The organism is Methylobacterium sp. 4-46 (genome assembly GCF_000019365.1).
Taxonomy (GTDB): domain Bacteria; phylum Pseudomonadota; class Alphaproteobacteria; order Rhizobiales; family Beijerinckiaceae; genus Methylobacterium.
The window spans coordinates 6623706-6648163 of the sequence record NC_010511.1 but is presented as its reverse complement, the minus strand read 5'-3'; the positions used below and the strand labels follow the sequence as shown (position 1 = coordinate 6648163).

General features: G+C 71.9%; 25 protein-coding genes. 11 read left to right on the top strand and 14 right to left on the bottom strand.

The genetic code is table 11. The features are described 5' to 3' along the window. Positions 1-203 precede the first annotated feature (203 nt). The 3 genes from M446_RS36040 to M446_RS29265 all read right to left on the bottom strand — a co-directional run bounded on the left by M446_RS36040 (position 204) and on the right by M446_RS29265 (position 3661). Entirely contained in the window at positions 204-1019 is an 816-nt protein-coding gene (locus tag M446_RS36040) for a DUF3800 domain-containing protein (protein ID WP_012335715.1), read from the bottom strand. A 307-nt stretch (positions 1020-1326) separates the two neighbouring features. Beyond that, positions 1327-2157, bottom strand: a complete 831-nt coding sequence (locus M446_RS29270) for a transglutaminase-like domain-containing protein (RefSeq protein WP_012335714.1) — start codon at positions 2155-2157, stop codon at positions 1327-1329. Between the two features lie 178 nt (positions 2158-2335). Then, on the bottom strand, positions 2336-3661 hold the full coding sequence (locus M446_RS29265) for an Nramp family divalent metal transporter (protein ID WP_012335713.1): 1326 nt from the start codon (positions 3659-3661) through the stop codon (positions 2336-2338). Between the two features lie 303 nt (positions 3662-3964). On the opposite strand from M446_RS29265, the gene M446_RS29260 reads away from it, so the two are divergent. Then, positions 3965-4963, top strand: a complete 999-nt coding sequence (locus M446_RS29260) for an alpha/beta fold hydrolase (protein ID WP_012335712.1) — start codon at positions 3965-3967, stop codon at positions 4961-4963. 156 nt (positions 4964-5119) lie between these two features. Here M446_RS29260 and M446_RS29255 read toward each other — a convergent pair whose 3' ends face one another. Then, positions 5120-5596 carry a nucleoside deaminase gene (locus M446_RS29255; RefSeq protein ID WP_012335711.1) on the bottom strand — a complete coding sequence of 159 codons (477 nt, stop codon included), beginning with the start codon at positions 5594-5596 and terminating at the stop codon, positions 5120-5122. A gap of 44 nt (positions 5597-5640) precedes the next feature. On the opposite strand from M446_RS29255, the gene M446_RS29250 reads away from it, so the two are divergent. From M446_RS29250 to M446_RS29225, 6 genes are all read left to right on the top strand, one after another. Then, entirely contained in the window at positions 5641-7470 is a 1830-nt protein-coding gene (locus tag M446_RS29250) for a pseudouridine synthase (protein WP_012335710.1), read from the top strand. 3 nt (positions 7471-7473) lie between these two features. Continuing rightward, on the top strand, positions 7474-8031 hold the full coding sequence (gene rsmD / locus M446_RS29245; protein ID WP_012335709.1) for a 16S rRNA (guanine(966)-N(2))-methyltransferase RsmD: 558 nt from the start codon (positions 7474-7476) through the stop codon (positions 8029-8031). Positions 8032-8204: 173 nt separating this feature from the next. Further along, on the top strand, positions 8205-8747 hold the full coding sequence (locus M446_RS29240) for a GNAT family N-acetyltransferase (RefSeq protein WP_012335708.1): 543 nt from the start codon (positions 8205-8207) through the stop codon (positions 8745-8747). 664 nt (positions 8748-9411) lie between these two features. After that, complete coding sequence (locus tag M446_RS29235) at positions 9412-10677, top strand: outer membrane beta-barrel protein (RefSeq protein ID WP_265576458.1); 1266 nt, start codon at positions 9412-9414, stop codon at positions 10675-10677. 149 nt (positions 10678-10826) lie between these two features. Continuing rightward, positions 10827-11069, top strand: a complete 243-nt coding sequence (locus tag M446_RS29230) for a hypothetical protein (protein ID WP_265576457.1) — start codon at positions 10827-10829, stop codon at positions 11067-11069. 754 nt (positions 11070-11823) lie between these two features. Next, positions 11824-12732: an AEC family transporter gene (locus M446_RS29225; protein WP_012335704.1), complete on the top strand. Its 909-nt coding sequence runs from the start codon at positions 11824-11826 to the stop codon at positions 12730-12732. Positions 12733-12848: 116 nt separating this feature from the next. Here the strand turns inward: M446_RS29225 and M446_RS29220 are convergent, their stop codons facing one another. Then, positions 12849-13472, bottom strand: a complete 624-nt coding sequence (locus M446_RS29220; RefSeq protein ID WP_265576456.1) for a class I SAM-dependent methyltransferase — start codon at positions 13470-13472, stop codon at positions 12849-12851. Positions 13473-13841: 369 nt separating this feature from the next. On the opposite strand from M446_RS29220, the gene M446_RS29215 reads away from it, so the two are divergent. From M446_RS29215 to M446_RS29205, 3 genes are read left to right on the top strand one after another with little or no spacing between them, the layout of a single operon-like run. After that, positions 13842-14123, top strand: a complete 282-nt coding sequence (locus M446_RS29215; protein WP_012335702.1) for a hypothetical protein — start codon at positions 13842-13844, stop codon at positions 14121-14123. Positions 14124-14141: 18 nt separating this feature from the next. Beyond that, entirely contained in the window at positions 14142-14933 is a 792-nt protein-coding gene (locus M446_RS29210; protein ID WP_236728860.1) for a hypothetical protein, read from the top strand. Continuing rightward, a complete protein-coding gene (locus M446_RS29205) occupies positions 14926-15777 on the top strand; it encodes a DUF692 domain-containing protein (RefSeq protein WP_012335700.1) in 852 nt (283 codons plus the stop codon). Before M446_RS29210 ends, M446_RS29205 begins: the two co-directional genes overlap by 8 nt. Here M446_RS29205 and M446_RS29200 read toward each other — a convergent pair. The 7 genes from M446_RS29200 to sdhC all read right to left on the bottom strand — a co-directional run bounded on the left by M446_RS29200 (position 15767) and on the right by sdhC (position 22405). Continuing rightward, entirely contained in the window at positions 15767-16846 is a 1080-nt protein-coding gene (locus tag M446_RS29200; protein WP_012335699.1) for an alanine racemase, read from the bottom strand. The two genes, M446_RS29205 and M446_RS29200, sit on opposite strands and share 11 nt — an antisense overlap. A gap of 64 nt (positions 16847-16910) precedes the next feature. Continuing rightward, positions 16911-17555 (bottom strand): AprI/Inh family metalloprotease inhibitor, encoded by a 645-nt coding sequence (locus tag M446_RS29195; protein WP_012335698.1) that lies wholly within the window; start codon positions 17553-17555, stop codon positions 16911-16913. Between the two features lie 238 nt (positions 17556-17793). After that, the gene (locus tag M446_RS29190) at positions 17794-18576 is read right to left on the bottom strand and encodes a succinate dehydrogenase iron-sulfur subunit (RefSeq protein ID WP_012335697.1); all 783 of its coding nucleotides are present in this window, start codon (positions 18574-18576) and stop codon (positions 17794-17796) included. A 201-nt stretch (positions 18577-18777) separates the two neighbouring features. Beyond that, the gene (locus tag M446_RS29185; protein WP_012335696.1) at positions 18778-19599 is read right to left on the bottom strand and encodes a class I SAM-dependent methyltransferase; all 822 of its coding nucleotides are present in this window, start codon (positions 19597-19599) and stop codon (positions 18778-18780) included. 25 nt (positions 19600-19624) lie between these two features. Beyond that, a complete protein-coding gene (gene sdhA, locus M446_RS29180) occupies positions 19625-21451 on the bottom strand; it encodes a succinate dehydrogenase flavoprotein subunit (RefSeq protein ID WP_012335695.1) in 1827 nt (608 codons plus the stop codon). A gap of 127 nt (positions 21452-21578) precedes the next feature. Continuing rightward, a complete protein-coding gene (gene sdhD, locus M446_RS29175) occupies positions 21579-21992 on the bottom strand; it encodes a succinate dehydrogenase, hydrophobic membrane anchor protein (protein WP_012335694.1) in 414 nt (137 codons plus the stop codon). Positions 21993-22003: 11 nt separating this feature from the next. Then, entirely contained in the window at positions 22004-22405 is a 402-nt protein-coding gene (sdhC, locus tag M446_RS29170; RefSeq protein WP_012335693.1) for a succinate dehydrogenase, cytochrome b556 subunit, read from the bottom strand. A gap of 305 nt (positions 22406-22710) precedes the next feature. On the opposite strand from sdhC, the gene M446_RS29165 reads away from it, so the two are divergent. Further along, the gene (locus tag M446_RS29165; RefSeq protein WP_012335692.1) at positions 22711-23643 is read left to right on the top strand and encodes a LysR substrate-binding domain-containing protein; all 933 of its coding nucleotides are present in this window, start codon (positions 22711-22713) and stop codon (positions 23641-23643) included. A gap of 156 nt (positions 23644-23799) precedes the next feature. Here the strand turns inward: M446_RS29165 and M446_RS29160 are convergent, their stop codons facing one another. After that, entirely contained in the window at positions 23800-24063 is a 264-nt protein-coding gene (locus M446_RS29160) for a hypothetical protein (protein ID WP_012335691.1), read from the bottom strand. A gap of 119 nt (positions 24064-24182) precedes the next feature. After that, a complete protein-coding gene (locus M446_RS29155) occupies positions 24183-24398 on the bottom strand; it encodes a hypothetical protein (protein WP_012335690.1) in 216 nt (71 codons plus the stop codon). Positions 24399-24458 lie beyond the last annotated feature (60 nt).

Below are 24458 nucleotides of genomic sequence, written 5' to 3'. Positions count from 1 at the left end.
GCGAATGGCGGGCATAAAGAATTTTTGTTGCATGGCTACTTGACAGAGCGCAAGTCTTCTGTCTAGCTGACGCGGCCCTCGCGGTGCCGCGTCAGCTAGACAGAAGACTTGCAAAAATTTGTGCGTCGCTTACATTCGACTCTGTGGGTGCAACCCCGGGGTCTGCGTAGCAGGCCGCAAAAGGTCCGGAGAAATCCGGACCTTTATCGTTTCTCAACCTTATCAAAGCAGCTATATTTAATCCCCAAAGCACCAACTTGCTCAGGCACCAAGTACGAGTTGATGAGCTTTCCCGCATCTAACAACGCCTGAAGAGGTCCGTAATTCAATAAATAACCACCTTTTGCTATCGCATATAATACCAAATCCGATACCTGCACCATCGGTACATTTTTTGTAACGCGGCGAGGATCGCCCAGAAGAGCACTCCTAAACACATCAGCTTCCAAGGAGTCGTAGCCCGACGACGAAATTTTGTCGAACGGCATTCCTCGTGCCTTTAGGTCTTTCGTGTAGCTGATTATGTCTCTATCCTCGTGCTTTCCAGATTCCTCAAAAAAAATCTTGAGTTTGCATTGAGATTTTAGAGCAAATTTCACACATCGTTCAATCAAGATCGCGTGAGCGGTTTTGCACATCCGCCACGGCTTACCATTATATTTTGTCATATATCGCTCTACATAGCCAGGTCTGTGCACGACACAAGCATTACATACAATTGGCAATGAGGTAATGAACAAATTTAATTCAAACATGAAATCCTTCTCTCTTTGAGCGTCTCTACCAAGCCATGCAAAATTATCTCTTTTTCCTCTTATTTTTGTTGAATGCAAGGGATAAATCAAACCCCATTTATTAATAAATGCCTTATGCATCTCTATTAAGAAACCAATGTCATCTTCTCTGATTAAAATGCCACCAAGGGCAAAATAATCCATCCCATCCATTCTTACCTGATGATTTAAGGCGTCAGGTCGACGGCTGCCGGAATCATCGATGTAAAGATGATAGTGAGACATGGGAATTTCGAATTGACTGAACGAACTACCGGCCCGCCATGTGATTGGCAACCCATGCCTCTATATACTCCGCTTCATCCAAATCGCGCAAGCGAGCTTCCGCCCTGGTTTCGCACAGTAAAGGCACGGCTCACTGGCAAACTCTACATTCGGTATTCGATCCAAACAGTAAAATAAAAATACTAGATGATATACAGCAGAACAGATCACCACGTGATCAAGTGCGCGAATGCGCATTCCACATGAGAAAACCACATTCTGGAATCAAGATTCGGAATTGGGCAGGCTCCACCGAGGCCGTCCCGGATCAGGCCGCCCTGCCCCGCGCCGCCTCCGGCACCTCCTCCGTGCGCACCGTGAACTCGGCGAGCCGCGCCTCCCCGAAGCTCGTGGTGAGCGCCACGTCGGTGGCGTCGCGGCCGCGGGCCATCAGGATGCGGCCGATGCGCGGGCGGTTGTGGCGGGCGTCGAACGTGTACCAGCGCCCGTCGAGATAGACCTCGCACCAGGCCGAGAAATCCATCGGGTCGGGCACCGGCGGCACGCCGATGTCGCCGAGATAGCCCGTGCAGTAGCGCGCCGGGATGTTCATGCAGCGGCAGAAGGCGACCGTCAGGTGCGCGAAGTCCCGGCAGACGCCGCGCCCCTGCGCGTAGGCCTCCGAGGCGCTGCGGGTCGCGTCCGCCTGCATGTAGTCGAAGCGGATGTGGCGGTGCACGAAGTCGACGATGGCCTGGACGCGGCCCCAGCCCTCCGGCACCGCGCCGAAGAGCTGCCAGGCGGTCGCCCCGAGCTTGTCGGTGTCGCAGTAGCGGCTGCCCATCAGGAAGGGCAGCACCGCGTCCGGCAGGTCGGCCACCGGGACCTGCCGGGCCTGCGGCGCCTGCTCGTCCGGCCGGCCGGAATCCCGCACCGTCGCCTCGGCCGCCATGCGCAGCCGCCCGGCCGGCGCGAGGATGCGCGTGCAGAGATTGTCGAACGCGTCCCGGTACTGGCGCGCCGGCAGCGGCGGGTCGAAGACGATCGCCTCGGGTGCCAGCAGATCGGCCGCGCGGGACGGATGGGTGCTCAGCATCAGCACCATCGGGGTCGGCGCGGGCAGGTCGAAGGCGATCGAGAAGCCTGTTCTGATTCTCATGCGTGCGCCACGGTCGGGGACGTCTCGACACAGAAGTCTTTCATGCCGCGCATGTTCCGGCCGCGCCTGCCGATATCGGCCTCACACTGCCTAAATTGCAAGCAGAGGCCGGCCGCCCGGGCGCGACGATTCGGCCTGCCGCAGGCGGAAGACGGCCGAATGCTGCCGGGACGCAGCGTCAGGACCCGAAGAGCGCGTCCGCCAGGAGCTTGGCGTTGAGCCCGACGATCAGCGCCGCGATGACCCAGGACAGGCCCCGCAGCCAGCCGGGGATCGCGAGCGGCCCCATCTTGGCCGGGTCGGAGACGAAGCGGATGAGCGGGATCACCGCGAAGGGGAGCTGCATCGAGAGCACGACCTGGCTCAGCACCAGCAGCCGCGCGGTGCCCGCGTCGCCGTAGAGGGCGGTGACCGCGATGACCGGCACGATGGCGATGGCCCGGGTCAGGAGGCGGCGCAGCCAGGGCGCGAGGCGAAGCCGCAGGAAGCCCTCCATGACGATCTGGCCGGCGAGCGTCGCCGTGACCGTGGAGTTGAGGCCCGAGGCGAGGAGCGCCACCGCGAACAGGATCGAGGCGAGGCCGGTGCCGAGCAGCGGCGCGAGCAGCTCGTGCGCCTGCTCGATCTCCTCGACGTCGGTCCGCCCGGCGGCGTGGAAGACGCTCGCCGCCATGATCAGGATCGCGGCATTGACGAAGAGGGCGAGCATCAGGGCGATGGTCGAATCCGCCACCGCGAAGCGCAGGGCCGCGCGCCGGCCGGGCTCGGTCCGCGGATAGGCCCGGGTCTGCACGATGGCCGAGTGGAGGTAGAGGTTGTGGGGCATCACGGTCGCCCCGAGGATGCCGATGGCGAGGTAGAGGGCGGCCGGATCGGTGACGATGGCGGGGCTCGGCACGAAGCCGCCCAGCACCGCCCGCAGCGGCGGCGCCGCGAGCGCGATCTGGACGGCGAAGCAGGCGAAGATCAGGGTCAGGAGGGCGATCACGAAGGCTTCGAGGGCGCGGAAGCCCCGCCGCATCAGGAGCAGGATCAGCAGCACGTCGAGGCCGGTGAGCACCGCGCCCCACAGGAGCGGGAGACCGAAGAGCAGCTTCAGGGCGATGGCGGTGCCGATCACCTCGGCGAGGTCGCAGGCGATGATCGCCGCCTCGCAGGCGAGCCAGAGGGCGAGGCCCACCGGCCGGGGATAATGGTCGCGGCAGGCCTGCGCGAGGTCGCGGCCGGTGGCGATGCCGAGCCGGGCGGCGAGCGCCTGCAGCACGATCGCCATCAGGTTCGACAGCAGGACGACGGCGAGCAGGGTGTAGCCGAACTTGGCGCCGCCCGCGATGTCGGTGGCCCAGTTGCCCGGGTCCATGTAGCCGACCGAGACCATGTAGCCCGGCCCCAGGAAGGCGAGCAGCCGCCGCAGCCAGGAGCCCGTGCCGTGCACCGCGACGCTCCCGTTCATCGCCCCGAGGCTCGCCTCCCCCCCGGCCTGTTCGAACCGCCACGCCCGCATCGTCCCGCGCTCCCGCCTGCGCGCCGATTATAGCTGGTGCTATAATCAATCGACAAGGCTGAATGGGGTGGCACGGAGCGGGTCGCCGCGCGGGCGGGCCGGCGCCCCGTCAGGGCGGGGAAAATGGAGTCGGCCGCGCGAGCCCAGCAATTCTGCCCGATTCCGCAGCGAGAAAGCCCACGACAATCGATGATCCGACGTATTCGTGAGACTTTCCTCGGCGACGGCAGCTCATGGTGCTGCGGCGGCCTCGGAACAAACCGCAGGGCCTCGGCTTGACCCGGCTCGATCAAGCGAGGACACATGCGCCACGACAGCACCGATCATCTGAGGCCGCCCACCCGCCGCCCGACCTGGCTGGTGCCTACCCTGGTCGCCTCAGGGGCTGCCCTCGGGGCCTCGGCGGTCTACGCCGCCATCAAGGCCCGCGAGGCGGAGCGGGACCACCCGCCCGTCGGCCGGTTCCTCACCGTCGACGGGGTGCGCCTGCACTACGTGGAGCGGGGACGGGGCGACCCCCTGGTGCTCATTCACGGCAACGGCACCATGATCGAGGATTTCCTCGTCAGCGGCGTGGTCGAGGCGCTCGCCACGCGCCACCGGGTGATCATCATCGACCGGCCGGGCTACGGCTACACGTCGCGCCCGCGGGCCCTCTGGACGCCGCGGGCGCACGCGACGCTGTTTCAGGGCGCGCTGGAGCGCCTCGGGGTCAGAGGGGCGGTCGTGCTCGGGCATTCGTGGGGCAGCCTGGTCGCGGTCGCCCTCGCGCTGCAGGCCCCGCACCTCGTGCGCAGCCTCGTGCTCGCCTCGGGGTACTATTACCCGACCCTGCGGGCCGACGTGGTCCTGTTCTCGCCCCCGGCCATCCCGGTGCTCGGGGACGTGATGCGCCACACCGTGTCGCCGCTGATCGCCCGGCTCATCCTGCCGGGCCTGATCAAGGCCATGTTCGCGCCCGCCGACGTGCCGGCGCGCTTCGACGCGCAGATGCCCAAGGAGCTGATGCTCCGCCCGTCGCAGCTGCGCGCGGCGGCCGAGGACGCGGCGCTCATGACCCCCGTCAGCATGGAGCTTCAGGGGCATTACCGCGACCTGACGCAGAAGGTGGTGATCATCACGGGCGCGGACGACCAGATCGCCGATGTCGGCCGCCAATCGGAGCGGCTGCACCGGGACCTGCCGCGCAGCGACTTCATCGTCGTTCCGGGCATGGGCCACATGATCCATCACCTCGCGCCCGACCGGGTCGTCGACGCGATCGCGCGGGCCTCGGCGCGGAGCCAAGCCAGGGCCGCCTGATCCGGGATCCGCTCGATCGCAGCGGATCCCGGATCGCAAGCCCGCGCGGCGCCTGAGCGACGCCGATATCCGCACGGCCGAAATGGGAGATGGCGAAGCCATCGACCGGATGGCGGATGAGCCGCCCGCGGAGATCGCGCGGCGGGGCCATTCCGCTCAGTCCCGCCGCGCGCGGAAGAACTCCCGCAGCAGGGAAGCGGCCTCGCTCTCGCGCAGCCCCCCGTAGACTTCCGGGGCGTGGTGGCAGGTGGGCTGCGCGAAGAAGCGCGGCCCGTGCTCGACGGCGCCGCCCTTCGGGTCGGCGGCGGCGAAGTAGAGGCGGCGCAGGCGCGCGAGGCTGATCGCCGCCGCGCACATGCCGCAGGGCTCCAGCGTCACGTAGAGGTCGCAGCCGATCAGCCGCTCGTCGCCGATCGCCCGGCAGGCGGCCCGGATCGCCAGGATCTCCGCATGCGCGGTCGGGTCCCGCAGGGTGCGCGGGCGGTTGCCCGCCACCGCCAGCACGGTCCCGTCGCGCACGATCGCGGCGCCCACCGGCACCTCCCCGAGGGCGGCCGCCTCCCGCGCCGCCGCGAAGGCGAGCCCGAGCGGATCGGGGCGGCCCCGTCTCGTCGTCTCCGGCGAATCCCCCATCGGCCCCGCTCGCGGAAAAGGATGCGCTCTGGTATCAGGCGCGCATGAGCGACAGCAACGACGACGAGCCCCGCGGGGAGAGGCGCCGCCGCGGGACGGCCGAGGCGTCCCCCGGCGCGGCCTCCCCCGCCCGCCCCGCGCCCTCCGAGACGGCCGAGCCCGAGCGCATCGCCAAGGTCATGGCCCGGGCGGGCGTCGCCTCGCGGCGGGACGCGGAGGCGATGATCCTGGAGGGGCGCGTCAGCCTCAACGGCGAGACCCTGACCACGCCCGCCGTGACGGTCGGGCCCGGCGACCGCATCGTCGTCGACGGCGAGCCCCTGCCCGTCCGCGAGCGCACCCGGCTGTGGATCTTCCACAAGCCCCGCGGCGTGGTGACCACCGCCCGCGACCCCGAGGGGCGCCAGACCGTGTTCGACATCCTGCCCGAGGACCTGCCGCGGGTGGTGGCGATCGGCCGGCTCGACATCAATACCGAGGGGCTGCTGCTCCTCACCAATGATGGCGGTCTCGCCAAGGTGATCGCCCATCCGGAGACCGGCTGGCTGCGCCGCTACCGGGTGCGCGCCTACGGCGACGTCGACCAGGCGGCCCTCGACCGCCTGCGCGGCGGCGTCACCATCGACGGGATGGAATACGGCCCCGTCGAGGCCAGCATCGACCGGCAGCAGGGCGACAACGTCTGGCTGACGCTCGGCCTGCGGGAGGGCAAGAACCGCGAGGTGAAGCGGATTCTGGAGCATCTCGGCCTCTCGGTGAACCGGCTGATCCGGCTCTCCTTCGGCCCGTTCCAGCTCGGCGACCTGGAGGTCGGGCTCGTCGAGGAGGTGCGCACCAAGGTGCTCAAGGAGCAGCTCGGCCGCTCCCTCGCCGAGCAGGCCGGCGTCGACTTCACCAGCCCCGTGCGCGAGCCGATCGCCCCGTTCGGGTCGCCCAAACCCCCGGCCCCGGCGGCCGGCAGGACGGGCGCCCCGGGTCGCGACCGGCCCCGGGGCGAGCGCCCGGACCGCAGCGCGCGCCCGGATCGCGGGGAGCGCCTCGACCGCGGCGAGCGTCCGGCCCGGCCGGGCCGCGACCCGGCCCGGCCGCAATTCGCGCGCCCGCCCGCCCCCGGGGCGCGCCCGGAGCGGGACCGCAAACCCGCGACCGGGCCGGCCCTGCGCCGGGCGGTCTGGCACGACCCGGAGATCGAGGCCGCGGTCGAGGCGCGCCCGCGGCTGCGGCGGCGGACGAACGATCCCAAGGAGGCCCGGGCCGCGGCGGCCGAGCGCCCGCGCGAGCGGGTCGGCGCGATCGCGACGGGGGAGCGCCGCGTCGTGGTGGAGCGCCTCAAGGCGGAGCCCGCCCCCGAGCCGCGCCGCCCGCCCGAGGGCCGGCCCCGGCCGGAGGGCCGGCAGCGGCCGGAGGGCCGGCAGCGGCCGGAGGGCCGGCAGCGGCCGGAGGGCCGCCTAGATCGCGAGCGGCCCGCCCGCGGCGACCGCCCGCCCCGCGCGGGCGAGGAGCGCCCCGCGCGGCGCCCGCGCCCGGAGGGGTCAGGGCGGCCCGAGGGCGGCGCGCGTCCGCGCCCCGAGGGCGGCGGCCGGCCCGGCTTCGGCAAGGGCGGATTTGACAAGGGCGGCTTTGACAAGGGCGGCTTCGGCAAGGGCGACTTCGGCAAGGGCGGCCCCGGCGCGGGCCGCGGCGGCCCCGGCTTCGGCAAGGGCGGTCCCGGAAAGGGCGGCTCCGGGTTTGCAAAGGGCGGCCCCGGCTTTGCAAAAGGCGGCTCGAAGGGCGGCCGGCCGGGTCGCGGCGGCGCGGCCCCGCGACCCGGCGGACCGGGCGGACGACCGGGCGGCGGGCGGCCCGGCGAAGGGCGGCCGCCCCGCGGGCGCTGAGCCATGCGCATCGTCGGCGGCGCCCTGCGGGGCCGGGCCCTGGCGGGGCCGCGCAGCGACGCGATCCGGCCGACCTCGGACCGGCTGCGCGAGGCGCTCTTCAACGTGCTGGCCCACGCCTACGGCGACCCCGTCCCGGGGGCACGGGTGCTCGACCTCTTCGCCGGGACCGGCGCCCTGGCCCTGGAGGCCCTGTCGCGGGGCGCCGCCTTCGCGCTGATGGTCGACGAGGGCGCCGAGGCGCGCGGGGTGATCCGCGGCAACGTCGAGGCGCTCGGCCTGGGCGGCACGACCCGGCTCTTCCGCCGCGACGCGACCCGGCTCGGGGCGGCCCCGCCGGGCGAGCCCTTCGGCCTGGTCTTCTGCGACCCGCCCTACGGGCGCGACCTCGCCCCGAGGGCCCTGGAATCCTGCCGGGCGGGCGGCTGGCTCGCGCCGGGGGCCCTCGCCCTGGTCGAGGAGGCGGCCTGCGCCGCCCTCGCCCTGCCGCCCGGCTTCTCGGAGCTGGAGCGCCGGACCTACGGCGAGACACAGGTGGTGTTCGCCCGCCTCGACCCCTGATACGACATCCGGTTGATTGCTTCGCAATGCGGATTTCGGCTTCCCTCGAGCGCCGCGCGGGCTTGTCATAGGTTTTCCGGAAGTGATCTTCCGGAAAACCTATGACCCTGCCCGGGATCCGCGGGCGCCCCCGGCATGGCACAAGCGGGGCCGGATGCGGGAGGGGAAGCGGCATGGCGCGTGCGGACGACCTGATCGTGCGGCCCTGCGGCCCGGAGGACATCCCGGCCGTGCAGGCGATCTACGCCCACGCGGTCCGCACCGGCCGCGCCTCGTTCGAGCTCGATCCGCCGGACATGCCCGAGATGCTGCGCCGCCACGCGGGCCTGGTCGGGGCGGGCTACCCCTACCTCGTGGCGGTCGCGGGCGACGCCCTCCTCGGCTACGCCTATGCGGGCCCCTACCGGACCCGGCCGGCCTATCGGGGCACGGTCGAGAACTCGGTCTACGTCGATCCCGCCCGCCTCGGCCAGGGCATCGGCCGGCGCCTGCTCGGGGACCTCGTCGAGGCCGCGACGGCCCGCGGCTTCCGCCAGATGGTGGCGGTGATCGGGGATTCCGCCAACGCGGCCTCGATCCGCCTCCACGCCGCCCTCGGCTTCGCGCAGGTCGGGGTGCTGCGGGCGGTCGGCTGGAAGCACGGGCTCTGGCTCGACACCGTGCTGATGCAGCGGGCGCTCGGCCCGGGCGACGCGGCGCCGCCGGACGCCCCGTGACCGGACCGCCCACGGCGGCGCGGCCCTCCTCAGGCGAGGGCCCGCCCCTCGGGACGTCGAGCGCGGTCCGGGCGGCCGCGTTGGCGATCACCTCGACGAGGCGGGCGTCGTCCCGGCCGCCCGCGGCGGCCGGCCCGGCCCCGATGCGTTAATCGGCTGCTAACCCTAACGTTTTATTGCCGGTCCGGGGAGCCGCGCGCTTGCGGGGCCGTGGCCGCGCATCCGGGCGGCTCCCTCGATCCTGGGGTCCGGCGCCCTGCCCTGCAGGCCCGGCGAGGCGGAGCGGCCGGTGGTGCCAGAGCGGCCGACAGACGAGCGGGGACGGGCCGCCGGGAAGCGGCCGGCGAACCCGTCCGCTGGCGGAGCCGGATCCGCGCCGGGACCCTGGTCCGCGCCGGGACCCTGGTCCGCAGGCGGGCTCGCCCTCGCGGCGCTGCTCCTGGCCGGACCGGCCCGGGCCCAGGCTCCGCTCCCCGGCACGGACCCGGCGCCCGGAATCGCCGCCGAGGCGGGCGGCGCGGCGGCGTCCGGGAGCCTGCGCCTGCGCGGCACGGCCGAGACAGGTCCCCGCGCCCAAGCCCGTCCCTCCGCCCGCCCTCTGGGCGCGGGCGAGAAGCCCCGCCGGCCGCCGCAGCGGCGCACCCGGCCGCCGACGGCGGGCCTCGTGCGGCCGCTCACGCAGGCTCCGGTCGCCGATCCGCCGGCCCTGCATCCGGTCGTGCAGGAGCCAGTGGTCGGCCTGCCCGATCCGAACCTCGCCGCGCCGCTCCTGCGGCGACGCCCGATCGACCCGACCGACCCCTACGCGCCGCTCGGCGTGAAGGTCGGCGGCCTGACGCTGTTTCCCGCCCTGCAGGAGAGCGCCGGCTACGACACCAACCCGGACCGCGCCGCCAAGGGCAAGGGCTCGGCGGCGTTCCGCACGGACGGCGAGCTCGGCTTCCAGAGCGACTGGTCGGCCCACTCGCTCAGCGGGACCCTGCGCGGGGGCTACGTCAGCTTCCCGGACAACCGCACGGCCGACCGCCCGGATGGCGACGGCGCCTTCCTCCTGCGCCTCGACGCCTCCCGCGACACCCGGATCGAGGTCCAGGGCAGCTACCTCGTCACGACCCAGCGCGCGAACAGTCCGGACCTCAACGCGCAGTTGCGCGAGCGTCCGGTCGCGGCGAGCTACGGCGGCACGGTCGGGGTGGTGCAGGATTTCAACCGCCTGCAGGTGGCCCTGCGCGGGGTGATCACCCGCGATTCCTTCGACGACGCGCTCCTCGCCAACGGCTCGGTCCAGCGCCAGGACGAGCGCAACGCCAACACCTACGGGCTGCGCCTGCGCACGGGCTACGAGATCGGCCCGGGCTTCACCCCCTTCGTGGACGCGCTCCTCGACACCCGCGTGCACGACCTGCGGGCCGATTCCGCGGGCTACCGGCGGGACTCGGACGGGCTGACGCTGCGGGGCGGGTCGTCTTTCGAACTCTCGCGCATCCTCATTGGCGAGGTCTCGGCCGGCTATCTGCGCCGCGGCTACGCGGACAACCGCCTGCGCGACGTCACCGGCCCGGTCTTCGACGGGGCGCTGCTCTGGGCCGCGACGCCGCTGATCGCCCTGCGGCTCACCGCCAGCACCGGCGTGATCGAGACCGTGGTGCCGAACGCGAGCGGCGTCCTCACCCAATCCTACGGGGCGGAGCTCACCTACGACCTCCTGCGCAACCTGCGCCTGACGCTGATGGGCTCTCTCTACTCGAACGAGTATCGGGGCGTCGGCATCCGCGAGGACGGGCTGCTCGCCGGCCTGAAGCTCGATTACCGGCTCACCCGCTGGCTCGGCATCCGGGCGAGCTACACGCACGAGGACCTGCGCAGCACCGCGGCGGGATCGAGCTACCGCTCCGACACGTTCCTGGTGGGAGTGCGGGTCAATCCGTGAGCCGGGCCGGCGGCGCCGCCCGGCCGGGCTTGCCATCCGTCTCCGGGACGCAATCTTCCCGTTGAAGGCGGATATCCTGTCGTGCAGCCGAGTTGTCCATCCGTCACGACGCCTCGCGCCGCAGGATGGCGCCTGGCGATGAAAGCAGAATGGCCGCACATCACGGCTATGCAGAAGAAATTCTGAAGCCCGCAGCGGAGAATATGCATCTCAACCCGATGACGCCGATCGGCCCGGTGCATCCCCTGCGCGAGCCGATGTGCGAGAGCCGCGAGCCGGACATGAGCGTCGAGGCCGTCCATGCCAGCCCCTCCGGGCGGAACTGCTTCGCGGACCGCGACCACGACGACTCCATCGGGGCGCCGCTGACGCGCTCTCCGCCGCGGTCCTGATCCTGGCGCCGGACCGGCGCATCGTGTTCGGCAACGCTCAAGGCGCGGGCCGAGCGCGCGCGGGGGAGCCTGCTCCGCGAGCGGGCGGGACGCCTCGTGGGCGCGACGGCGGACGGGAGGCGGCTCGTGGCCGAGGTGACCGCCCGGCACGGGAGCAGGGGACGCGACGCGCGCCTCAGCGACGCGACGGGACGGGTCCCGTACGCCTCCCGGGTCGCCTTGGCGAAGGTCGGCGAGGCGCTCCTGCGCCTCCTGCGCGAGCCGGAGCGGGACTTCGTCACCCCCGCTCGCCTCGGCCGCCACCCTGGTCCGGCTCCCGCCCGGCGAGCTGCGGGTGCTCGCACACGGATCTCCTGCGCGTCGTGCTCGGCCTGCGGTCGCCCCTCGGGGATGCGTCGTAACCGCCGGATGCGCGACAGGCGAAAGCTGCCCGCACGCTGAGTTCGCGCTGCCGATCACGGCGCCCGCGCAACTCTTCAAGACGACGAACGCTCTCCTCCGTTTGGCGGAGGCGCAAGCGGCGTAAATCGACAAGGATGCACTCCGAGGCGACCCGGGAGCATCATCACTCATGCCGGATGTGGTAGCCATGACTGCATTTCTGCTGATCATCTGCCACGCCGACCGCGTCGTTCAGGCGGCCTCGCCCGGGGCGAGCGATCTCGCGGATGTCCCCGCCCCCGCCACCCGCGCGGGCGACGCCGACTGATCCACGAAGGCCGGAGGGACGGCCGCCGAACAGGGGCGTGACGCCATGGACAACATCATCATGCTGTTCGCCTGCCTGATGATCGGGATCATCCTGCAGAAGGCCGGGCGCGTCCCCGACAACGCCCACACGGCCCTGAACGCCTTCATCATCCACATCTCGCTGCCGGCGCTGATCCTGTCCCACATCCACTCCGTGCGCATCGACGCGTCCGTGCTCTACGCGATCGCCATGCCGTGGATCGTCTTCTTCGCGAGCGTGGTGCTGTTCTGGCTGCTCGGCAGGATGCTGAACTTCAGCAGGAAGACGACGGGCGCGCTCAGCGTCGTGGCCGGGCTCGGCAACACCTCCTTCATCGGCCTGCCGGTGATCGAGAGCTTCTTCGGCGCGGACAAGATGCAGCTCGGGATCATCATCGATCAACTCGGGACCTACCTGGTCCTCAGCACGCTCGGGATCCTCGCGGTGTGCTTCTACGCCGAGGGACCATCGCTCACGCATCGCGACATTCTCAAGAGGATCGCGGGCTTCCCGCCGCTGATCGCGCTCGCGGCCGCCCTCCTCCTGCTGCCCCTCCCCTATCCCGACTGGTTCGCGTCGATCCTGGCGCGGCTCGGCGGCACGCTGGCTCCCCTGGCGCTCGTCTCCGTCGGATTGCAGCTTCGCGCCGCGGCCCTCTCCGGCAACGCCCTGGCCCTGTGCCTGGGCATCGGCTACAAGCTCCTGCTCGCCCCCCTGATCATCATGGCCCTGTACATCGGCCTGCTCGGTCTGAGGGGCGTCCCGGTCCAGGTCACGCTGCTCGAATCCGCGATGGCGCCGCAGATCGGCGGGTCGATCGTCGCGATCCAGTACGGCCTCGACGCGCGGCTGATCACGCTGCTCGTCGGCATCGGCACCGTACTGTCCTTCCTGACGCTGCCGCTCTGGTGGGGCCTGTGCGCCCGGATCTGATCCCCGGCCCGCCCGCTCGGGGCCGCGGTCCCGCCGCGACGGGCGCCCGGGGCCCCGCCGCCCCGTCGAGCCACGGCCCCCTGATGCCGGGCGACACGCGACGGCCCGCGACCGGGTCAGCCGAACCGGCCGCCTCCCGGCGCCCGCTTCCGGGCGACCACCGCGACGATGTGCCAGCGCTTCACCGGGCCGTGGATCGACGGGGCGCGCTCGACCTCCTCGCGCCGCCAGACGACCTCGAAGCGCGCGAACAGCCGCGCGATCTCCTCCGCCGTCCACCCGAGGCAGGCGCCCTCGCGGACCCACTCGTCCCGCATGCCGAAGAAGTGGCCGGCGAACCATCCGTCCGGAGCCAGGGCGGCCTCGATCCCGGCCCAGACGCGCGGGAAGTGCTCCCGCGCGCAGAACGGCAGGCTGAAGCTGGCATTGACGAGCGCCGCTCCGGCGGGCAGCGCCGCGGCCTCGAACCGCGCCCGGACGAAGCGGAACCGGGCGGCGTGGCGCGGCTCGACCGCCGCCCGCACGGCCTCCCCGGCGCGCGCGGAGGCGTCGATCGCGACGACGGTCCACCCCCGGCGCAGCAGGGCGAGGCTGTCCTGACCGGCGCCGCAGCCGAGATCGATCGCGAGCCGCCGCGCGCCCGCCCCGCCGCGGCCCATCCGCCTCAGCGCCTCGACGAGGGACGCCCGGGGCGGATCGTCGATCGGGGACGCGCCGCGCGCCTGCGCCCGGTCCGTCACGGCCGGCCGCTCCCCGCCGCGGGCCGGCACAGGCTCCCCCGCATCAGGAGAGACCGGCCCTCGCGGCGTCCCGGCGCAGACGAGCGCGCCCGACTTGCGCCGAGGCCGGAGCATACGCAACGAGAAGGCCGCGTTGCGGGAGTCATGCCCAAGTGATACTCTTCGTCTGTACAGTTGCAAGTCCGGCCGGATTGGAGCATCGGCGGGAGTGCGGGCGCATCCCCCGGGAGGGGAGGCGTCGAGGACTGCCCCGCCGAGGAGGACGCGTCCTGCCGGTCACGGACATGCGCGGTGCACGGCCAGGGCGGGCGCCGCGTGCCCCCGAACGCGGCCGGACCATCGACCCGACGCGCCACGGAGGAGACCGGCATGCCGACCCGCGACGACAAGGACGGCGCCCGGCCCGAGGGGAGCGCCCCCGAGCAGGGCGACCCGTTCGAGGCCGTGGAGGTCGCGGCGCCCTCGGACCCGCAATCCCTGCCCCTGGACGACCTCGATCTGGCGAGCGGCGGCGCCTCCTGCGGGGCCGGCTCCTGCTCGGCCGACAACACCAAGTGCCGGCGATCCGAGTTCGCCCAGATCACGGACACCAGCAGCCGGTTCAATTCCGGCATTCTCACCACGATCGTGAAATTCTTCTCCTTCAGATGATGGGGTGAGATCGCCAGGATGAGCTTGTCTGACATGCAATCCGTGCTGGCGAAACTCTATACCGACGAAATCTATCGGGGTTTGTTCTTCAAGAATCCGGAAGCCGCGGTGGAGAGCCTGGGCCTGCCGGCGGCCGAGGCCGCGGCGCTGGCGGCGCTGCCCCGCGCGCCCGTGGAGGAGATCGCCGGCGAGCTGTTCGGCAAGGCGCTCGACCGCATCCGCAACGCCTACCCGGCGGCCTGCGCCGCGGCGCCGGACCGCGTCGCGCGGGCCTACCGCCGCTACTACGCGGGCCACCCGTCCCAGGATAGGGCGCAGTCCCTGGCGCATCTCATCGGGTTCGGCAGCAGCCTCGCCCAGGCGGTCGGGGCCGGCGACCCGCCCTACCTGTTCGACCTCGTCCGGTACGAGCGGCAGCGGCTCTGCACGAAGCGGGGCGCGGAGCCGGCGCGGTCCGCGGGCGACGGCGAACCGGCGCGCGAGGCCCGGCCCCGCCTGGCGCGCGGGACGACGGTGGAGCGGCACGGCTTCGCGGTCGCGGCGATCGCGGCCGCGCTCGGCCGGGGCGAGGCGGTGGCGCCGCAGCCCTCGGCCTGCATCCTCGCGGTCTATCGCCGGCGGGAGGACGGCGCGCCCGGCGCGCTCGCGATCAACGCGGCGACGGAGCGCCTGCTCGACCTGTGCGACGGGCGCACCGACCTCGCCGCCTGCGCGCGGATCCTGGGAGAGGAGCTGCGGCGGGGGGACGTCGCGGACCTCGTGCGCCGGCACGTCTCGCACCTGGTCCGGCTCGGAGTCCTGCATGCCTGAGCGCCCTGACGCCAACGCCCGCCTGGGCGCGGGGATCGGCTACCGGCTCGACCTGCGCGAGGAGATCCTCGGCGCCGCGGGCCGGGTCGAGGTCGTCGAGGTGATGGCCGACAACTACCTGTTCCGGCCGGAGCGGCGGAACGAACTCGCCGCGCTGCGCGAGCGCCTGCCCATCGTCCTGCACGGCCTCGACCTCTCGGTGGGGAGCGCGGAGCGCCCGAACCCGGACTATCTCGGGGAGGTGCGCCGCCTCTGCCGGCTCACGGCGGCGCCCTACTACAGCGACCACCTCGCGGTGACCCGCGTGCGGGGCGTGAGCCTCGGCCACCTCACGCCGGTCTGGTACGGCCGGTCGAACCTGAGCGCCGCGATCGACAACGTGAACGCGGTCCAGGACTGCCTCGGGATCCCGCTGGTCCTCGAGAACATCACCGCGGACCTGACGATCCCCGGGGCCGAGATGACGGAGGGCGAGTTCTTCCGCGAGCTCGTGCGGGCGACGGGGTGCGGGATGCTCCTCGACGTGACCAACATCGAGGTCAACAGCCTCAACCGCGGCCTGGACCCGGCCGACATCCTGCGCTCCTTTCCCCTGGAGAGCGTCGTGCAGGTCCACCTCTCGGGCGGCGTCGAGGCCGGGGGGCGGATGATCGACAGCCACAGCGCGCCGATCTCCGAGCGGAGCTGGAGCCTCTACGCGGACCTCCTCCGGCGGGCGGCCGCGCGGGTCGTCATCGTCGAGAGGGACGCGGATTTCGACGACGGGGCGGGGATCATGCGGGAGGTGTCGCGCGCCGGGGCGATGCTCGCCGCCGCCCGCGCGGGCGCGCCCGTCAGCCCGTGAGGCCGCGGGCGGCGACCGGGATCTCGCCGACGATCCGTCCTGCGCGGGTCGTCACCAGCCGGTCGACCATGTTGACCACGACGCAGACGTGGTTGGGGACGACCCGCACCACGCTGCCCACCGGCAGCGCCTCCGGGCAGGCCGCGAGGTCGAGGAAGCCGTGCTCCTCGGCGAGCTTGTGGATGCGGGCCCGCGGCGCCTCGCGGATCAGCCCGTACCCGTCGAGGCCGCCGCCCGGATCCGCCGTGAGCGTCTTCGAGCCCGCGTCGAGGACGCCGCGCTCGGGCACGGCCCGGCTCACCACCGTGGCCACCACGTCGAGGGCGCAATCCTCCGGGAGCGCCGCCCCGCAGGCCATCATCATGCGGTCGTTGAAGATCACGGTACCGGCCCGGTGCTCGGTGGCGCCGCGGACCGCCCCGAGATGCCGCAGGTTCGGGGTGCCGCCGGTCGAGACGATGCCGGCCTCCAGCCCCTCCCCGGCCAGGCCCTGCCGGACGCGGTCGAGGAAGGCCTGCGTCGCCGCGACGCCGTCCTCCGGCGGGTAGAGCAGGAGCCCGGCGAAGCGCAGGGAGGGCGTGCCGGCGATCTGCCGCGCCAGGGCCACCGCCTCCTCGGGGCGCGCGACGCCGGCCCGGGCGCGGCCGGTGTCGCATTCCACCATCACCGCGAGGGGGCGCCCGGCCGCGGCCGCCGCCTCGCCCAGCCCCGCCACCACCGCCGGGTGGTCGGCGCTCACCGTCAGGGCGGTGCGCCGCAGCAGGCGGGCGAGGCGCCCGAGCTTCTCCGGCCCGACGAGGTTGTAGCTGATCAGGATGTCGTCGAGGCCGGCCTCGGCCATCACCTCGGCCTCGCCGAGGGTCTGGCAGGTCAGGCCCCGCGCCCCCGCCTCCCGCTGCATCCGCGCCAGGACCGGGCTCTTGTGGGTCTTGATGTGCGGGCGGTTGGCGAGGCCGGCGGCGTCGCAGGCCGCCTGCAGCCGGGCGATGTTCCGCTCGACCCGGTCGAGGTCGATCATCACGGCCGGGCTGCCGAACGTGCGGGCGACCTCTTCGGCGAGGGAGGGCATCGGGGACTCCGGGGCGGCGGGACGGGGCCGCGACCCTCGCCCCGATCCGCGCCCCTGTCCAGCCTCAGCGCACCAGCGCGAGCGGCGCGCCGGACTTGGAGAGGGCGCCGTCCATGGCGCCGCCCGCCGCGCGCAGCCGCGCCGCGACCGTGCCGCCCGGCTGGTAGAGGTAGACCTCGCCGTCGCGGTAGTCCCAGGCCGTGACCTTGGCGAGGTCCTTGTTGGCGCAGCCGCTCGAGGTCGCCTTGTAGAGGTCGAGGGCCGGGGTGCTGGCGAGCGTGATGCGGCAGCTCGCCCCGGTGGCGTCCTTGGCGGTCCAGCCGCCGACCACCGAGGAGCGCCCGCCGGCCGCGACCGGCGGGGGCGGCGCCAGGGCGGCCTGCTGCTGCACCGGCGCGGGCGCCGGGCCCGGCTCGGCCATGATCGGCCCGCCGGGATTGGCCGCCACGCCGGACGGGGCCGCCGGCTCGCCCGGCGCCGCGCTGGCGCCGGGCGGCGGCGCGAGCGGGGCGGAGGTGACCGGGCCGGCGGCGAGGCCGGGCGGGCCGAGATCCGGCTCCGCCTCGGGCGCGGCCGGGCGCGCCTGCCGGGCGGCGAGGCGCGGCGGCGCCGCGTCGAAGCGCGAGGAGGCGCAGGCCCCCAGGCTCGCGGCGAGCGCCGCGACGGCGAGCGACGGCACGGCGACGGGGCGGAGGGTCGAACGCGGCATCACGGATCCCGGACAGGAGGGGTGTTCGCCGCCATAGCCGCACCGGAAGGCGCCCGCAGGGCCGGCCGGAACGACAAAGGCGCCCGCAGGCGCCTTTTCGAGGGGGTGTGGCCGCAATGCCGCAGCGGGAAGGATCATCCCGAATGCGGCGGATTGCGTCGCCATGCGGATGCGGGCTTCGCTCAGGCGCCGCGCGGGCGCGTGAGACGGGATCCGCTCGGATCAACCGGATCCCGGATCAGACCTCGCGCGCCACCATCATCTTCTTGATCTCGGCGATGGCCTTGGCCGGGTTCAGCCCCTTGGGGCAGGTATTGGCGCAGTTCATGATCGTGTGGCAGCGGTAGAGCCGGAACGGGTCGTGCAGGATGTCGAGCCGCTCGCCCGTGTGCTCGTCGCGGCTGTCGATCAGCCAGCGATAGGCCTGGAGCAGCGCCGCCGGGCCGAGGAAGCGGTCGCCGTTCCACCAGTAGCTCGGGCAGGAGGTGGTGCAGCAGGCGCAGAGGATGCACTCGTAGAGCCCGTCGAGGCGGGCGCGGTCCTCCGGCGTCTGGCGCCACTCCTTCTCGGGCGAGGGCGTCTCGGTCTGCAGCCAGGGCTCGATGGCCGCGTGCTGGGCGAAGAAGCTCGACAGGTCCGGCACGAGGTCCTTCAGGACCGGCATGTGCGGCAGCGGATAGATCCGGATCTGGGCCGACCGGCAATCGTCGATGCCGAGCGTGCAGGCCAGCGTGTTCTGCCCCATGATGTTCATGGCGCAGGAGCCGCAGATGCCCTCGCGGCAGGAGCGCCGGAAGGTCAGGGTCGGGTCGACCTTGTTCTTGATCCACAAGAGCGCGTCGAGGACCATCGGCCCGCAATCGTCGCGGTCGACGTAGTAGGTGTCGATCCGCGGATTGTGGCCGTCATCCTCGTTCCAGCGGTAGATCCGGAACTCCTGCAGGTTCTTGGCGCCGGCCGGCTTCGGCCAGGTCTTGCCCTCGCCGTATTGCGAGTTCTTGGGAAGGGAGAATTGGGCCATGTCGCAAACCTAGGCAGATTGATCGGAACCGAGAGCCCGAAGCCGGAGCCGACCGGCCTCGATGGTCAGGAGGAGGGAACCGGCAAGACGATCGTCGTGCGCCCTCCCGATCGCCCGAACCGTGCCGCGGATGCAGGCGCGGCCGCCCCTCACGGCGGGATCGCGGGCGCTGCGGGGAAATCGGGTCACGGCGCGCCTCCCTCACTCCAGCATCCGGAATCCGACCGGGATCGCCCGGGCCGGCCCCTTCGGGCGCCGCTCGAACACGACGAGGCTGTCGTAGAAGGCGATCGCGTCGGTCACGTCGGCGAAGCCCGGGTCGCGCGGCCCCGGGTCGGGGTCGAGCACGTAGCGGGCGTGCAGGCGGTCGAGCAGGTCCTTGGCGTACTCGATGAAGGCGCCGGGCGCCCGGTAGCCGCCGCCGACCTCCGGCCAGTAGGAGCAGTGCACGTCCTCCACCGCGTAGACCCCGTCCGGCGCGAGCAGCGGGTAGAGGGTCTCGAAGGTGGCGATCTGGTGGGCGCTGACGTGGCTGCCGTCGTCGATCACCACGTCGATCCCGCCCATCGCCTCGGCGATCCGCCCCAGCAGCGCCCGGTCGGTCTGGCTGCCGATGTGGATGGTGACGTCCGGATCCCCGACCGTCGCGCAGCGCGGGTCGATGTCGAGGCCGTGGATCACCGCCTCGGGCCCGAGATAGCGCCGCCAGACCTGGAGGGAGCCGCCGTGGTTGACCCCGATCTCCAGCAGCCGGACCGGCCGGCCGCGGTAGCGCGCCAGGTGGCGGTCGTAGGCGTCGAGGTAGTGGGTCCATTTCGAGGCGAAGCGGCTCTCCGGATCCGCGTTCTGCGCGAAGTAGGCCTCCCGCATCGGGTTGGCGACGCGCAGGCGCTCGGCCGCGAGGTCCCCGGACGAGGCCCCGCGCACGATCTCCTGCCAGGAGCCGGGCGGCTCCGCCGGGGCCCCGGCCCGCAGGAAATCGGGCGAGGCCGCCGGCTTGGCGCGGCGCATCCGCTTCAGCATGGGGCTCTCCCGCCCGCCGCGCCGCTCAATAGACCCGCGCCTTCGGCTCGATATAGGCGATGTCGTTCGACATCGTGTAGGTGTGGACCGGCCGGTAGTCGATCGTGACCTTGCGGCCCTCCGGGTCGAGCCAGGCGAGGGTGTGCTTCATCCAGTCCTTGTCGTTGCGGTCGGGGAAGTCCTCGCGGGCATGGGCGCCGCGGGATTCGGTGCGGTTGACCGCCGATTCCATCGTGACCACCGCCTGGCCGATCAGGTTGTCGAATTCGAGCGTCTCCAGCAGGTCGGTGTTCCAGACCAGCGAGCGGTCGGTGACCCGGATGTCGTCGATGCCCGACCAGACCTTGTGGATGAGGTGCTTGCCCTCCTCCAGGACCTCGCCGGTGCGGAAGACCGCGCAGTTGTTCTGCATCGTCCGCTGCATGTCGAGGCGCAGCTCCGCGGTCGGCCTGCCGCCATTGGCGTAGCGGAAGCGGTCGAGGCGGGCGAGCGCCTTGTCGGCCGAGTCCTTCGGCAGGTCCGGCAGCCGGCCGTTCGCCTCCACGATCTCGGCGCAGCGCAGCCCGGCCGCGCGGCCGAACACCACGAGGTCGATGAGCGAGTTGGAGCCGAGCCGATTCGCCCCGTGCACCGACACGCAGGCCGCCTCGCCGATCGCCATCAGGCCCGGCACCACGTAGTCGGGATTGCCGTCCCGCAGGGTCAGCACCTCGCCGTGATAGTTCGTCGGGATGCCGCCCATGTTGTAATGGACGGTCGGGAGCACCGGGATCGGCTCCTTGGTGACGTCGACGCCGGCGAAGATCTTGGCCGATTCCGAGATGCCGGGCAGGCGCTCGTGCAGGATCTTGGGATCGAGGTGGTCGAGGTGGAGGTAGATGTGGTCCTTGTTCTTGCCGACGCCGCGGCCGGCGCGGATCTCCATGGTCATGGAGCGGGAGACCACGTCGCGGGAGGCGAGGTCCTTGGCCGAGGGCGCGTAGCGCTCCATGAAGCGCTCGCCCTCCGAATTGGTGAGGTAGCCGCCCTCGCCGCGGGCGCCCTCGGTGATCAGGCAGCCCGCCCCGTAGATGCCGGTCGGGTGGAACTGCACGAATTCCATGTCCTCGAGGGCGAGGCCGGCGCGCAGCACCATGGCGTTGCCGTCGCCCGTGCAGGTATGGGCCGAGGTCGCCGAGAAATAGGCGCGCCCGTAGCCGCCCGTCGCCAGGATGGTCATGGCGGCGCGGAAGCGGTGGATCTCGCCGGTGGCCTGGTCGAGGGCGATGACGCCGCGGCAGCGGCCCTCCTCGTCCATGATCAGGTCGAGGGCGAAGTACTCGATGAAGAAGTTGGTCCGGTTCTTGACCGCCTGCCCGTAGAGGGTGTGCAGCATGGCGTGGCCGGTGCGGTCGGCCGCCGCGCAGGTGCGCTGGGCCGTGCCCTTGCCGTAATCGGTGGTCATGCCGCCGAAGGGCCGCTGGTAGATCTTGCCCTCGGCCGTGCGCGAGAAGGGCACGCCCCAGTGCTCGAGCTCGTAGACCGCGGCCGGGGCGTTGCGCACCAGGTACTCGATCGCGTCCTGGTCGCCCAGCCAGTCCGACCCCTTCACGGTGTCGTACATGTGCCAGCGCCAATCGTCCGGGCCCATATTGCCGAGGGAGGCCGAGATGCCGCCCTGGGCCGCGACCGTGTGCGAGCGGGTCGGGAAGACCTTGGTGATGCAGGCGGTGCGCAGGCCCGCCTGGCTGCAGCCGACCGTGGCGCGCAGCCCCGCGCCGCCGGCGCCGACGACGACGACGTCGAAGCTGTGCTCGACGATGGGGTACGCCTGGCCGGTCTGGGCCGGCGCGGCTTTTCCGTTGATGGCCATGGGCGTGATCCCTCTAGCATTTTCCGACGAAGTGGCTTCCGGCTCGTCGAAGAAAATGCGGCAAATCAGGAACCTGGAGCAGCGTCCGGCGGCAACGTGATCGGGCGCTGCTCGAGGGGGTTGGACGTCAGGCGAAGGCGCGCAGGCTGATCCGCACGATGGCGTACAGGCAGGCGACCGCCACCACCGTGCTGTAGAAGGTGTTGGCGATCACCGCGGCGATCTTCAGACCCTTGTCGTGGACGTAATCCTCGATGACGATCTGCATGCCCATCCGCATATGGTTCGTCACCGAGAGGACGCCCAGGATCAGCAGGATCGCGACGAGCGGGTGCGACACCAGGCGCACCGCGTCCTCGTAGGAGCGGCCGGCGCAGAGGGCGACGATCACCACGAAGGACAGGATCAGCGGCACGTTGGAGACCGCGGTGACGCGGTGCAGCCACCACTCGCCGGTGCCGTGATGGGCCGGGCCGAGCCCCTGCACCCGGGCGTAGGAGGTCCGGATGGTGCGGGTGGCCTCGGGACGGTTGTCGACCATGGCGCTCTCCCTCAGCGTGCCAGCAGGGCCGCGGCCCAGATCACGACCGTGAGCACGGCCGAGCCGACGAGCGTGTACCGCGCCATCGCGATGCGCGTGCCCGGCTCCATGCCGTGCCCGAAATCCCAGATGAGGTGGCGGATGCCGCCCAGCATGTGGTGCATCAGGATCCAGGTATAGACGAAGATCACCAGCCGCCCGAGGATCGAGCCGTAGAGCCAGGCCACGGGATCGTAGGCCGCCTTGCCGGAGGCGAGCGCCACCAGCCAGACCGCCACCAGCGCGGTGCCGCCGTAGAGGGCGATCCCGGTGAGGCGATGGGCCACCGACATCGCCATGGTCCAGGTCCAGCGGTAGATCTGGAGGTGGGGCGAGAGGGGTCGGGCCACGGCGGGCCTGACGATTTCGGCCATGATGCGATCCTTGCTCCGTGCAGGCCCGGCGACTGGTCCGGCTCCCAACTCAGCTACGTATCGGCTCCGTCACGGGGCGACAACGCGGCCACGGGGCCACGGGGCCCGGGCGTTCCGGCGGCGCGCCGCCCATTCGTGCCCTCTTTGTTTGGAAATGGTCCGGTTCGCAATGCGAATCTCGTTGACGGAGACTTCGCGATCCGCGAAACCTGGGGACCCATCCGATCCCTGGTATACCAGAGATTTCCCGCGGCGGCCCTTCGTGCGCGGCGCAGGATCGGGCCCTCTCCCGGCGGGACTGCCCGATGCATTTCGACCTCGTCGACCTGAGCCTGTTCCGCCACGTGGTCGAGGCGGGCTCGATCACCCACGGGGCGGCCCGGGCCAACCTCGCGCTCGCCGCGGCGAGCCACCGCATCCGGGCGATGGAGGCCTCCCTCGGGGCCGCGCTGCTGACCCGGGCCCGGCACGGGGTGACGCCGACGCCGGCCGGGCGCACGCTGCTGTCGCATGCCCGGGCGATCCTGGGGAGCGTCGAGCGGCTGCAGGCGGACCTGGCGGCCTTCGCGGGGGGCGCGGCCGGGCAGATCCGCGTCCTGTCGAACACCAACGCGCTCACCGAATTCCTGCCCGAGGTGCTCTCGGCCTACCTGACGCAGCATCCGGGGGTGAGCGTCGAGATCGAGGAGCGGCTCTCGGACGAGATCGTCGGGCTGGTCGCCGAGGGGGCGGCGGATCTCGGCCTGGTGGCGGCGACCGTCGAGACCGGCACGCTGCAGACCTATCCGTTCCGGCGCGACCGCTTCGTGCTGGCGGTGGCGGCCGACCACCCGCTGGCGTCCCGCGTCGCCGTCCCCTTCGCGGAGGTGATCGACCACGACCTCGTCGGGCTCGACCGGGCGAGCGCCCTGACCCGGTTCCTGCTCACCAAGGCGGCGCGGATCGGCCAGCCCCTGCGGCTGCGGGTGCAGCTGCGGGGCTTCGACGCGGTCTGCCGGCTGGTGGAGTGCCGGGTCGGCCTCGGCATCGTGCCGGAGACCACGGCCCGGCGGGCCGCCCGCACCATGGCGATCGCGATCGTGGCGCTGGAGGATCCCTGGGCGACCCGCGACCTCACCATCTGCATGCGCGACCTCGCCGCCCTGCCGCCCTTCGCGCAGGATTTCGTGGCGCATCTGCGCCGCGGCGAGGCGGGGCCGGGCGCGACGGCGTCCCTCGCCCGGGACGGCGCGGCCTAGGGCGGCACCCGATCACGCGGCGATCGGGCGCCGCTCCAGGTCTCTGATCTCGGGGCCTTGTCTTCGACGAACCGGCATCCCCTTCGTCGGACGATGCGCTCGGTCCGGGGCCGTCAGGGCCGCTCGGGGCCCTCCGGCGGAGCGTCGGCGCCGGCATCAGGCGCGGCGAAATCGGGCCGCCTCGGGGGCCGCGTGCGGCCAGCGCGCCGCCAGCGAGGCGGCCAAGCCCGGCAGCGGCGCGTCCGCGCTCAGCGCGTCCGCGACGGCGTCCGCCTCGTCCATGTCGAGCCCGACCTGGAGCACGCCGTCGATCACCGCGGTCTCGCCGGTGCGCACGTCGTAGACCGTCCAGCCGTGGCGGTCGCGGCGGATGTCGTACCGGATCAGGTCTGCCCGGATCAGGTCTGCCTTGGTGTCCATGGATCCGCTCCGTCGCGATCATCGGGAAGCCGGCGGAATAGCTCCGCCGCGCCCCGGCCTAGGTGCTCGCCCGCACATGCCGGCCGGCGCGGGCCGGCGCGTTTCGGGGCCGAGGGCCGTCAGTCAGCCGGGCGGCAGCCCGCCCGGACGTAGCCGCGCGAGATCAGCCGCTCGCGCGCCGCCCGCTGCCGCTCCGCCTCGTCGAGCGCTGCGAGCGCGTCGGCCACCGCCCGCCGCAGGGCCGCGCAGGGATCGCCGCCCGCCTCGCGCAGATAGGCCGCCGTCACCGCGTCGAGGGCCGGATGCGCCTCGCCCTGCCTCGCGCCATCCGCCATCGCCGCCGACTCATCTTGAGAACATAACGTGAACAAAACACGCGGCGGGCAACCGGTCAA